The organism is Spiroplasma endosymbiont of Amphimallon solstitiale, assembly GCF_964030965.1.
GTDB lineage: Bacteria > Bacillota_I > Bacilli_A > Mycoplasmatales > VBWQ01 > Spiroplasma_E.
This window is the reverse complement of sequence record NZ_OZ034999.1, coordinates 40,833-53,205: the sequence shown is the minus strand read 5'-3', so window position 1 is coordinate 53,205 and position 12,373 is coordinate 40,833. Positions and strand designations below refer to the sequence as shown.

The 12,373-nt window shown below is 22.5% G+C and carries 13 protein-coding genes and 2 pseudogenes; 8 read left to right on the top strand and 7 right to left on the bottom strand.

The genetic code is table 4. The features are described from left to right. Positions 1-4 precede the first annotated feature (4 nt). Together AAHH39_RS00300 and AAHH39_RS00295 are read left to right on the top strand one after the other, a co-directional pair. Entirely contained in the window at positions 5-490 is a 486-nt protein-coding gene (locus AAHH39_RS00300; protein WP_342218448.1) for a transposase family protein, read from the top strand. A 47-nt stretch (positions 491-537) separates the two neighbouring features. Beyond that, entirely contained in the window at positions 538-1,776 is a 1,239-nt protein-coding gene (locus AAHH39_RS00295; RefSeq protein WP_342219293.1) for an IS256 family transposase, read from the top strand. Here AAHH39_RS00295 and AAHH39_RS00290 read toward each other — a convergent pair. Further along, positions 1,669-2,760 carry an Mbov_0401 family ICE element transposase-like protein gene (locus AAHH39_RS00290; protein WP_342218447.1) on the bottom strand — a complete coding sequence of 364 codons (1,092 nt, stop codon included), beginning with the start codon at positions 2,758-2,760 and terminating at the stop codon, positions 1,669-1,671. The two genes, AAHH39_RS00295 and AAHH39_RS00290, sit on opposite strands and share 108 nt — an antisense overlap. Positions 2,761-3,052: 292 nt before the next feature. Between AAHH39_RS00290 and AAHH39_RS00285 the strand changes: the two genes are divergently transcribed. Both AAHH39_RS00285 and AAHH39_RS00280 read left to right on the top strand, forming a co-directional pair. Continuing rightward, positions 3,053-3,265 carry a hypothetical protein gene (locus AAHH39_RS00285; RefSeq protein WP_342218446.1) on the top strand — a complete coding sequence of 71 codons (213 nt, stop codon included), beginning with the start codon at positions 3,053-3,055 and terminating at the stop codon, positions 3,263-3,265. Positions 3,266-3,280: 15 nt separating this feature from the next. Then, positions 3,281-3,562 (top strand): hypothetical protein, encoded by a 282-nt coding sequence (locus AAHH39_RS00280; protein ID WP_342218445.1) that lies wholly within the window; start codon positions 3,281-3,283, stop codon positions 3,560-3,562. Here AAHH39_RS00280 and AAHH39_RS00275 read toward each other — a convergent pair. Continuing rightward, a complete protein-coding gene (locus tag AAHH39_RS00275; protein ID WP_342218444.1) occupies positions 3,559-5,607 on the bottom strand; it encodes a hypothetical protein in 2,049 nt (682 codons plus the stop codon). The genes AAHH39_RS00280 and AAHH39_RS00275 overlap by 4 nt on opposite strands. Continuing rightward, positions 5,549-6,112, bottom strand: coding sequence for a hypothetical protein (locus AAHH39_RS00270; RefSeq protein WP_342218443.1), 564 nt, complete (start codon positions 6,110-6,112; stop codon positions 5,549-5,551). Before AAHH39_RS00270 ends, AAHH39_RS00275 begins: the two co-directional genes overlap by 59 nt. Here AAHH39_RS00270 and AAHH39_RS00265 point away from each other — a divergent pair. Beyond that, a protein-coding gene (locus AAHH39_RS00265) for an IS5 family transposase (RefSeq protein ID WP_425288908.1) occupies positions 6,094-6,883 on the top strand; the annotation gives its coding sequence in 2 pieces (ribosomal slippage) (positions 6,094-6,354 and positions 6,356-6,883; 789 coding nt in all). The genes AAHH39_RS00270 and AAHH39_RS00265 overlap by 19 nt on opposite strands. A gap of 188 nt (positions 6,884-7,071) precedes the next feature. Here the strand turns inward: AAHH39_RS00265 and AAHH39_RS13160 are convergent. Continuing rightward, positions 7,072-7,550 (bottom strand): annotated as a pseudogene (locus AAHH39_RS13160) (helix-turn-helix domain-containing protein); the annotation flags it as partial. A 262-nt stretch (positions 7,551-7,812) separates the two neighbouring features. On the opposite strand from AAHH39_RS13160, the gene AAHH39_RS00250 reads away from it, so the two are divergent. Beyond that, positions 7,813-7,956, top strand: a complete 144-nt coding sequence (locus AAHH39_RS00250; RefSeq protein WP_338975342.1) for a hypothetical protein — start codon at positions 7,813-7,815, stop codon at positions 7,954-7,956. Between the two features lie 114 nt (positions 7,957-8,070). Further along, positions 8,071-9,030, top strand: a complete 960-nt coding sequence (locus AAHH39_RS00245) for a transposase-like zinc-binding domain-containing protein (RefSeq protein WP_342218441.1) — start codon at positions 8,071-8,073, stop codon at positions 9,028-9,030. Positions 9,031-9,099: 69 nt separating this feature from the next. Here AAHH39_RS00245 and hpf read toward each other — a convergent pair whose 3' ends face one another. The 3 genes from hpf to AAHH39_RS00230 all read right to left on the bottom strand — a co-directional run bounded on the left by hpf (position 9,100) and on the right by AAHH39_RS00230 (position 10,869). Beyond that, positions 9,100-9,507, bottom strand: coding sequence for a ribosome hibernation-promoting factor, HPF/YfiA family (gene hpf / locus AAHH39_RS00240; protein ID WP_342218440.1), 408 nt, complete (start codon positions 9,505-9,507; stop codon positions 9,100-9,102). A gap of 166 nt (positions 9,508-9,673) precedes the next feature. After that, positions 9,674-10,213: a hypothetical protein gene (locus AAHH39_RS00235; protein WP_342218439.1), complete on the bottom strand. Its 540-nt coding sequence runs from the start codon at positions 10,211-10,213 to the stop codon at positions 9,674-9,676. Continuing rightward, positions 10,141-10,869, bottom strand: coding sequence for a hypothetical protein (locus tag AAHH39_RS00230; RefSeq protein WP_342218438.1), 729 nt, complete (start codon positions 10,867-10,869; stop codon positions 10,141-10,143). Before AAHH39_RS00230 ends, AAHH39_RS00235 begins: the two co-directional genes overlap by 73 nt. A 214-nt stretch (positions 10,870-11,083) precedes the next feature. Between AAHH39_RS00230 and AAHH39_RS00225 the strand changes: the two are divergent. Next, a pseudogene (locus AAHH39_RS00225) lies at positions 11,084-11,923 on the top strand (IS30 family transposase); the annotation flags it as partial. Between the last annotated feature and the right edge of the window lie 450 nt (positions 11,924-12,373).

Below are 12,373 nucleotides of genomic sequence, written 5' to 3'. Positions count from 1 at the left end.
AATTTTGATAATTGATGTAACAGAAGTAGAAACAGAACGACCAAAATATAACCAAAAAGATTGATTTTCTGGTAAAAAATGAATGCATACTGTTAAGTTTCAAACCATAATTAATGCACATACTAATGAAATTTTAAATATTTTTCCTGATATTGGTAAAAATCATGATTTTAAAACTTTTAAAAATTCAAAGTTAAAATTTTCACCAGAAACTATAATTATTGCAGATAAAGGTTATCAAGGTTTACAAAAAATTCATGCTAATACATTTTTACCTATTAAAACTAGTAAAAACAATCCTAAAACAAGTAAAATTAAAATTTTTAATAAGATTATTAATAAAACTCGCAGAAAAGTTGAACATGTTTTTGCGTTTTTAAAATATTTTAAAATTATTGGTTATAAATTTAGAAAAGGCAGAAAACGAATATTTTTAAGATTTAGGCAATGTTTAGTAATCTGTGTAACTTACAAAAATAACTATGTTTAATTAATTCTAGTAAATATAATTAAATGACTAGAAAGAGTGAGTTACAGATGGCTAAAAAACAAAATATTAATAATAATGATCCAATATCAAAAGCAGTAGATTTATTATTAGAAAATACTGAAGATTTAACAACAGTTTTTAAAGAAGGGGGTTTATATAAAGAATTAACAAAACGTTTAGTTGAAAAAATGTTGAATTCTGAAATGCAAAATTATTTAGGATATGAAAAAAATCAACATAGTAATACTGAAAATGCTCGTAATGGTACAAGTTCAAAAAAATTAATAACTCAACAAGGTAAAATTGAGATTGATGTACCAAGAGATCGCAATAGTGATTTTACTCCTGTAATAGTTGCAAAAAGACAGCGAAGATTTGATGGTTTTGATCAACAAGTGCTTTCACTATATGCAAAAGGTATGACTCTATCTGACATTAGAATGCAGTTACAAGAGTTATATCATGGTGCTGATATTAGTGAAAGTGTTATTAGTCAAATTACTGATGATGTTATTGATGATGTCAAAGCATGACAAAATCGACCATTAGAAAGCGTTTATCCGATTGTTTATTTTGATTGTATAGTAGTTAAAGTTCGACAAGATAAACGGATTATTAATAAATCAGTTTATATAGCATTAGGAGTTGATTTAGAAGGTAAAAAAGATGTTTTAGGCTTATGAATTAGTGAAAATGAAGGTGCTAAATTTTGATTAGCTAATTTCACAGAAATGAAAAATCGAGGCTTAAATGATATTTTGATTGCTTGTAGTGATAATTTAACAGGCATGTCAGAAGCAATACAAGCAGTTTATCCTAAAACAGAACATCAATTATGCATTGTTCATCAAATTCGAAATAGTTTAAAATATGTTTCATACAAACATCGAAAAACTCTAGTTACAGATTTAAAACCAATTTATAGTGCATGTAGTGAAGAACAAGCAATGCAAGCTTTAGAATCATTTGAAAGTAAATGAAATAAACAATATCCCCAAATTGCTAAATCTTGATATAAAAATTGAGAAAATTTGATGATTTTTATTAGTTATCCTGCAGAAATCAAAAGAGTAATTTATACAACAAATGCTATTGAATCTGTTAATAGTCAATTACGAAAAGTTATTAGAAACAAAAAAGCTTTTCCTAATGATATGTCAGTTTTTAAAATATTTTATTTAGCAATTGAAAATATAACAAAAAAATGAACATTGCCTATTCAAAATTGAAATACAGCAATTGCTCATTTTATGATAAAATTTGAAGACAGAATTAATCTGAACTAGTACTTTGTAAAACAAAGATACACAGATTTCTAAAAAGCCTCAATATTGTTTTTTTAATTTTTTATGATTTTTTAATATTTCATTCATATATTTTATTAACTCATCATATTGACCATTTTCAATAAAATTTCTACAAGTATTATATTCGTTTCAATATTTTCCTTTATTTCCAGCAATTATTCCTACATATAACTTTTTAACTAAATGGAATTTATCTAAAACAAATTGTGCACCTAAATAATCAGCAACATCTTTAATTCATTCTGCACTATCACCACAAATAATAATTTTTGCTTGGTCAAAATTTTCAAAAAATCTATTTCCTTGTTCTAAAATAAATTCAGCAGTTTTTTTAACACCAATTGCTGTTTTTGTTGGTCTTATTATTACATCTACTCTTTTATTAACTAATTTATGATTAATATTATCTGTACAAAATAATACTAAGCGCATTGAATATTTACCAGAATTACGTTTAAATTTTCAAAACTTACGATGTCCATCATCAATACTAATATAAATAAATTGATTTGGTTCTAATTTTATTTTAGGAACATCTAATTTATTGACTTGATATTCTTGAAATACTCTTCCAATACTTGTTGTACTAAATTTTGTTTGTTTCATAGTATGTAAAATATCACGATATTTTTTTCCATCTGCAAAATGTTCAATAACATTATTTTTGATATCTTGACAAGTCCTTTTGTATTTAGGTAATTGCAATTTTTCATCTAATAAACAAATAGGAACTCATTTTTTTAATTGTTCATCATAATATTTATAATCACGACATTTATAAGTAACAAGACCATTGATAGTATTTCTAGTTCTTGTTTTAATTTTAACGGGGATATATTTTCTATCTCTTTCTTTTAAGATTCTTCAATCTGTTTTTTCTCATTGATTTTTTACATCATCTCTAAATGATTGATACATTCTTTTAGTTGCTTCATTTAAAGTTCATAAGTAATTAAAACTCATATTTTTTCTCCTAACTTTTTTTAAATTTTAAATTTATTGTAAATATATTTAAAAAATTAATTTACTTAATTATTATATAAATATATAAGTGTTATTTTAAATAAAATAAAAAATATTTTAAAAAATGCTTTCATATTTAAAATATAATAAACAAGTTCAATATAATTAATAGTATAGGTCTCATAAAATAAACGCCTTTAATTTAGGTATTATTTTGAGTTTAAAAGCATACTTGTAAAAATAATGAAAAATAGTACAATTTAGAAGTAAAATTAAGAAAAAAGGAGTATTTATGAATAAAAAAAGATGTAAAAGAAAAAGAAAAAAATCAAAAATAATTACAAAATGTAAAAATAATTTTATTGATAATAATTACAATAATAAATATTTTTTTGAAAAATGAGAACTTAAAATACTAGATGACATTATTGACCTTGAACAAGAATTAGAAAATAAAATAAATAATATTATAGAAGAACATAATTACTCAATAAAAATTAACTAAAAGGAGAAGTTTATTATGAAAACATGAATAAAAACAAATTTAAATAAAATAACATTAGCACTAGCATTAACTGGTGCTACAACTGGAACAATAGGATTAATCATGGGGGGGGTGCTTACCCATAATATGGAAAATTCCTACTTAAAACCAAATGGCGAAAAAGTATTTGGAACAACAACTATTTGATGAAATAAATTTTTGAGTCCAAACAAAACTTCTTTATACTTCAATAGTGTAAAAGAACATAATGAAGATATAAAATGAGATGGTAAATATACATCAAATTATTTTAATTAAATTTCTAAGTTAATATAAGAAATATTTTCATTATATTTATCAAATAAACTAATATTAGTTAAATTAATTTCTTGTTTATCTGTTATTAAAATTAAATCATAATTTCCAGCGCCAAATATACCATTAATTTCAATTCGATTTAAGTTATTAATCGGATTTTCAATTTGTAATTCAAATTTATTCTCATTATCAATTTGCGATATTTCTTTATAAAATTCTAATTTAGAAAATAATTGTGATTTATTTGAACCATATAAATTTAAAGCATTTTCAATTTTTATTTTTCCAATAATTGCTCTTGTAAAGTATTTTCCATATTCACCATTACCAAGTGTTCAATCAGCAGGAATTAACGATGGAATATTATTACTTTCAAGTTCATTAGTTATAGATAATCAATTAAATTGATTATCATCTAGTTTAAATAACTCATTTTGACTAATATCATTATTTTTTAATTTAATATTATTCATATCTGTAAAATCAAAATACTCTGATTTTAATAATACTTTTACATCTTTAAATTCTCAAATTTCATCACTAGTAGTATGTATAGGATTAGATTTTAATTCAAAATAATAAGGTAATAATAGTTTATAATCATCATTTAAACCTTTATTAATTGACATACTTGAATAAATATTATTAGATAACATAATGACTATTTGTTTAAATATTTTTACTTGTTCTAAATTAATATAGTTAGGATAATCTAATTTTCATTGTTTAAATAAGTTAGTAATTACATCATCGGGTTTTTGTCCTTCAAATTTAACTTTTAAATAAGCAATATGATTATTTGGGCTACCGTTTTCATATTTTGCACCATCAAAATTCCTATTATAACTATATGTATAAGTTAGCATATCTAATAATACTTTTTGTAAACTATCAATTGGTGGTTTATCATTTATTTCAATTTCAACATCTTTAAAATTTTTTGATAATTCAATTATAATACTTCTGCTTGGATATGGTGGATTAGGGTCTTGATGACTATATAAAAGATATTGTTGGTTTGCTACCATTAAAAAATCAGGTAAATCACTTGGTATTGGGTTTGCACCATCATATTTACCAATATTAGTACTTGTAACCCTTGCATTATTAAAAATTTCTTTTCTTGTTTCAGTTCCACCACCAATAGCAATTAAATCTAAAACTGATTTTTCTTGTCCTATAAATTGCTTTGCTAAATTTCAAGGTAATATTTGTTCACTAAATCATTGTTGTAAAATTCTAACTTTTGGTTGAGTTTCAATAGGCATTGATAATAGTGGAAATGCTATCTTATCTTTAACAAATAACTTTGGGTATACTTCCATATTATCAATTTCACCAAGTACCTTTATATTGCCGAAAATCATGCTTCTAGGGGCTTTAATTTTTAAACCCGTTACTTTTGTATCTTTATCTAATGGTTTTTGTAATTTAATAATAATTGGATAACCATCTCTTGTTTTAAAATCTTTAATTTTAATAATAGTAATACTTTTAGTACTTCTTGTTTTTGGATTTTGATAAGGTTGAGAATAATTATTAATAATATATAAATTATCAATATTATTTTCAGTTAATGGTTCATTTATACTAACTGCATATAACTTAAATTGATTTAATAAATTTATTTCTTGAAAAATTAAATTTTTAATATCTGTCATACTATATTCAATAGTATTATCATTAATATTAGTACTTGCTCTTTGATTTAATTGCATAGTAAAGTCTGATGTTTCAGCAGCAGTAGTTTTTAATACTTTATCAATATCAATAAAACCTATTTTAATAGTATTTGCTGAAAATTTTAAACTATTATTTTCATTATTTTTAAATAAACGCTCAATTTCATAAATATATAATGTTCTTTTTTTAAATTCATCATATGCTCTATTAATATCTGGGTCACTAGTAGCACTCATCATATTTGTAAAGTCATAAGGAATATTATCAATTAAATAATCATTTTCTACATTTGCTTGATTAAGTTTAGTTTGCTTTTGTTTCTGTGGAAACTTGGTTTGTGGTTTGTTGTCTTGGTTGTCCATTGTTTTCTCCTATTAATTGGTTATTTTCGGGATTAAATAATTTTAATTTAACTGTTAAATTATTAATTTCTTGTTCATCATTAATATTAAATGTTTTACTATTTAATAAATCTTTATCAATTTTCACTAATATTTGAATAAATTTAAGAATATCAATATTAAATTGTCATAATTTTTGTTCAATATAATTAATAGTTGAAATATTAACTGCTGTACTTTCGGGAACTGATTGTTGTGCAGATTTCTTTTGACTTGGTATATGAATACCACAACGTTTAAATATTTCATTAACATTTCAATCGTAGATATCAGTTAAGTTTTTACCTTTAAAATTACTGCTTGTCATATTAATATTTTCATTTTTTTCATTATTATCACCAGTAGTTTTTCAAATATAGTTTTTAGTAACTAATATTCTTAGAACCTGTTTAGAATCTTTTCGAAAATAATGTAAAATGATTATATATTTTAAAATAAGAGGTATATATGCATAAAAATTATCCAAGTCATGTCACCAAAGAACAATTTGAGAACATAAAATCAATTTTAGAAAATAGCAAAAAGAAAACAAAACCAAGAAGTTTAGATTTATATGAAGTATTTTGTGCAATTTTATATGTATTAAAAAGTGGTTGTCAATGAAGAATGCTACCAAAAAATTTTCCAAAATGACAAACTGTATATTATTATTTTCAAATTTGAAGTAAAAATAATGGTAAAGAACCTAGTGTATTGCAATTAATTTTAAAAAAAATTAGTTAAAAAAATTCGTATCAATAATAATCGCAAAGAACAAACTAGTTTTTGTATAATTGATTCGCAAAGTGTTAAAAATACAGATACTACCGAAAATAAAGGTTATGATGCTGGTAAAAAGATTTCAGGCATAAAACGTCATATTGTTGTTGATTCTCAAGGTTTACCACATGCAATTTACATAACCACAGCAGAAAAAACAGATCGTAATAGCGCTATAATAATGATTGAAAATGAAAAAGAAAATCTTTCTGCAGTTCAAAAAATAATAGTAGATGCTGGTTATACTGGTGAAAAATTTGCTTCTGAAATCAAAACAATCATAAATGCAAATGTTGAAGTGATAAAACGTAATGAATTACATACTTTTGTAGTATTACCAAAAAGATGAATTGTAGAACGAAGCTTTGCTTGATTAGAAAAATACAGAAGATTATGAAAAAATTGTGAAAGAAAACTAAATACTAGTTTACAAATGGTTGTTCTTTCATTTATTTCAGTTTTATTAAAAAGATTCTAAACAGGTTCTAAATGACCAAATTCTTCTTTTAATTATGTAGAAAAGTATGGATGACCAAAAATTATTCATCAATTTACACTTAAAATATTATTTTTAATTAAAAATTTGTTAAAAGTAACATTATTTAGTGTAAAAATTCTCTAAAAATAACACTTTATCATGTATCATTACTTTTCTACAAAATTAAAGAATTCTTCTATATTTTTAATATTAGGAATGATTAAATTTCTTTCATGAATAGACTTACAATTATTAATTCTGCCCCTAGTTTCTTTTTGTTTGTGAGGTTTATTTTTTCCTTTTCTCAATAAGTTATTTTCATCAAAACCCATTCGATTTGTTTTAAACATGTTATATAAAGTTTTTGTTGAAATACTTTTTATTTTATTTTCCTTTAAAAAATTAGCAATTATATCAAGAGCATAATTTTTAGTAATTAACAAATGATTAATAGTATTAATTTCTATTAAAGTTAAAATTATTAATTTTCTACCTGCATTTTGTTTATTTTTTTGAATTTTATTCAATATTTCTAATGGTAATAAGAAACTCTATGTACAGTTGATTTACTATAATCAATGGCTTTTGCTATTTTACGAATCGAAAATCCATAACTTTTATATTCTTTTATTGCTATTATTGATTCAATAGTCAGATACTTATACATTGTGCTAATTCCTTTCTTTTCTTAATTATAGAATTAACACAATTTAATTTTTATATAAGTGTCCTTTTTAATTTTACAATTCAGGACTTTTAAAAATCTCTATTATATTTTTTATTACTATAACTATATCAAACATTTTAGAATTAGAGATAACAAAAAAAAGAAACATATTTCAACAAAAAACTATCAAGATAATTTAAATATACAATTAATTAAAGAAATAAAAAAAAGTCTTGAATATGCCATTTTAATAATAAACAAAATGGATACAAATATTTATAAGCGAAATTTAAAAATAACACCAGAAGAAAATTTACAAAAAAAAGCACAAGATGCAGAAAATGAAAAATATGATGCATCATATTTAAATAAAAAAACTAATGCTAATAATTGTATACTTTCATAAACGTTTTCTTTAATCTTTATTTTCCTTTAATTTTGTAGAAAAGTAGTGGTATTAGTAAAATTAGCAAAAATATATTTTTATATGGTATTTTTAATATTAAAGAGGTGATTTTAAATGAATAAAAATACAGTAAAAGAAATTTTAAATAATTTGTCTGATAAAGATTTTATTGAGATTTTTAGAGAAAATAAAACTAGAATTAAACAAATTGAGAAAAAAGAAAAATTTGAAGCAGTCGAACAAAAATTCAAAGAGAAAGGGATTCAATGTCCAGATTGTAGTTCTTTTTTGTGTACTAAATATGGTAGTAAAGATTATAAGCAAAGATATAAATGTAAAAGTTGTAATATTACTTTTCATGCTTTTAAAAATCATTATTTTTATTGAAGTCATTTATCTCATGATCAATGAGATTTATTGATACAAATAGCTACTTTAGGTCAATCTGCTTACATTATTTTTCAATTTATTAATACTACAAATAAAACTGCCTGATTTAATCGTCAAAAATTTATGAAATCAACACAATTAGTAAAAACACAAAATCAATTTGTAAAATTAAAAGCTAGAATTGAAATTGACGAAACTTTTATCAAAGAAATTCATAAAGGAAACTTTAAAGATCCAAATGATCCAAGAAAACAATGAATTGAAGAAAATGCTAAAGATTTAAATTGTTGTATTCAAATGGCAATTGATGAAAACCGAAATATCTATGCTCAAACAACAAATACTAAAAGATTAAATAAAAAATGAGTACAAGAAAAATTAACATCGAAACTTATCGAAGAAAATTCAATTATAGTTTGTGATATGCAAGTATTATATGATACAGTAGCTAAACAAACTAAATCCACTATCCAGCAGTTTAAATCAAAAGAAAATAAAGAATTAAATTATAAAAAATTAAGTAATGTCAGTAAAATACAATCAAGTTTAAAAGAATTTATTACTCATTACCATGGCATTGGATTTACCAATATTCAAAATTACCTCAATTTATGGAAATGAAAATATCACCACTACGGATTAACCCCTTATCAAAAATCCAATGTGTTATATTTCAGTTTGTAAAAAAAATAAATCCCAAAATTTAATAAAATCAAATTTTAAGTCAAGTTGATGACTTTTTTTATTTTACCACTACTTTTCTACAAAATTAAAATTATTTTCTGTTACGTCAATAATAACTTCACTATTATCATCAAGAATTTCTTTAGTTATAAATTGACCAACGTTTTCAGCACCAGTTTTATCAGCAACCGTTTTTAAACGACTTAATTGTTTTTCCAACGGAACCAATGTTTTATTAATGCCAACATAAAGATCGTGATTTTCTACTAAACACTGTAAAAAATTATTATTTAATAACTGAATATGAACGGAAATATTATATGTATGATTACTATTTCTTTCAATACCAACTTTAGCAATCATATCTTTTTTAATATATTTAGAATACTTTTCTTGTAAATAATTAAAATTTTTATCAACAGCATTTTTAATTTCATAAGTAATATTAATATTTTTTCCATGGACAATAACTTGCATGATTAATTGCTCCTATCTTTTAATTATTATATACATTTTCCCATAAACAAATAAATTTTAAAAGATAATAGTGTAATTAAATTTAAATTATTAACAACTAAGCAAAATACCAATTATATTTATAATATGCTCAATATCATCTTCAGTTAAATTAATGATTAATACTCTATTTTTTATCTTTTCATGATTTTTGTTTTAAAAAATTTTGTTTTCCATTAAAAGTAATAGCTGTTTTTCAACGTGGATAATTATTACCTTTAGTAATAGCATTAGTATTATTCATTGGCTGTAAATTACTAATATCAGAAGTGCCTCCATGAAATAAAGGTCGTTGATGTATAATAGTTCAATTATAACTTTTAGGATCATCATTAAGTTTAACATTACTAATAAAGTTATTTTTAAACATTAGCCCACCTGCATAGTCTTTTCGATATAACTGTGGATTATAATCATCAATAATTTCTCCTTTATTTCATACTTCTTCAATTTGTTGTGGTGCTCAAGTTACTTCACTATTAACAATATTACTACTGTTATTAGTTTGAACAGGATTTGGATTACTAGTTACTTGATTATCAAGTAATTTTGATTGTGGAAGTGCACCTCCACCAGTATTATTAATAACTATATTTATACCTTGTGTTGATTTATCGTGTTCATTAAAAATCGATCTGTAAATGATGGTCCAATAGTTTGTTCACAAAAAAGAGAATTTTGTTCAACACTTGCGGGTATTTCTGTTGCTGATAAAGCATTATTATTTGTCAATGATAATGCTTTTTTTCATTTATTTCTTAGATTAGCCATTATTAATCATAAAGAAAAAAGTACTAAAAAGAAACTACAAATTAATGCAAAGCCTCAAGGTAAAATAAAAAATAAAACATTAATAATTTTTTTGTCCATAACATAACTATAAATTTTTTTATAACCATAACTTATTAATAATCCTAAACCAATAAGTAAGACAAGCGAAATTACTACTACTATTAATGCTCATACTAAAGTTATTACTCCATATTTATTTAAAAAAATAAATGGAATTGTAATAAACACTAGAGTAATAACCGAAAAAATTAAAGTAAAAATTGTTAAAATCTGAAAAGTAAGAGTAAATGTAATACCTTTACTATTAATTACTTCAGTTAAAATTGTTAAAATCTCATTAACATTAGTACGATAAAGTATAAGTCATAATACTCAACTTATAATCAAAGTTATTGCCATTAACCCCGAACTAACAATAATTCCTCAACGATTATGAGAATTAATGTTTCTATAATTCTCTGCTGACACTTCCATACTAAAACCTCACAACTCTAAAATCTCATTAAAATCTCATATATTAAATTCTATCATAAATGATGATTAACATGTTTAACGACAATTATGAAATATAAATGAAAATATAACCTTTATAAAAATACTTCTTGAAAATTAAAATTTAGATTTAACTTAATAAAAATGTATCATAATATTTTTAATAAACCTGAATTGTAAATATAAATGGGACACTTATATAAAAATTAAATTGTGTTAATTCTATAATTAAGAAAAGAAAGGAATTAGCACAATGTATAAGTATCTGACTATTGAATCAATAATAGCAATAAAAGAATATAAAAGTTATGGATTTTCGATTCGTAAAATAGCAAAAGCCATTGATTATAGTAAATCAACTGTACATAGAGTTTGTAGATTATTAAATCAAAACTTATTACCATTAGAAATATTGAATAAAATTCAAAAAAATAAACAAAATGCAGGTAGAAAATTAATAATTTTAACTTTAATAGAAATTAATACTATTAATCATTTGTTAATTACTAAAAATTATGCTCTTGATATAATTGCTAATTTTTTAAAGGAAAATAAAATAAAAAGTATTTCAACAAAAACTTTATATAACATGTTTAAAACAAATCGAATGGGTTTTGATGAAAATAACTTATTGAGAAAAGGAAAAAATAAACCTCACAAACAAAAAGAAACTAGGGGCAGAATTAATAATTGTAAGTCTATTCATGAAAGAAATTTAATCATTCCTAATATTAAAAATATAGAAGAATTTGGTCATTTAGAGGGTGATACTATCATTGGTAAAGATCATAAAAGTTCTATTATTACTTTAGCTGATATATGATCAAAAACCACAATTCCTTTAGCAACTAAAAATAATAAATCAGAAAATATTACAAAAAGTATAATAAAATTTATTTCAAAGTTACAAAAAGGAACAGTTAAAACTATTACTTTTGATCGTGGTAAAGAATTTAGTAAATGAAAATTAATCGAAAAAAATTGTAATGTTAAGATTTATTTTGCAGATCCTGGTAAACCTTGTCAAAGAGGTTTAAATGAAAATAATAATGGTATTTTAAGAAGATATTTACCAAAATCTACAGATCTATCCTTTAATTTTGTAGAAAAGTAATGATACATGATAAAGTGTTATTTTTAGAGAATTTTTACACTAAATAATGTTATTTTTAACAAATTTTTAATTAAAAATAATATTTTAAGTGTAAATTGATGAATAATTTTTGGTCATCCATACTTTTCTACATAATTAAAAGATCTATCTTCATATAAACAAAAAGATTTAAATACTATAGCATTTCAAATTAATTCTACACCCAGAAAATCACTATCTTATAAAAGACCAATAGATTTAATACAATTATTTTAAAAAACTGTCCCATTTATATTTACAATTCAGGTTTTAAAATAATATTTATTAGAGTTATTTTCAAGATTATGTTGTGAGAGATAGTAAGAAGTTAAGTCTATATCTTGTGCATATATTGTAATTTCAATAAAATTAATTTTAAAATTTTCAATTTTTTGGCAATGTTTAGTAATC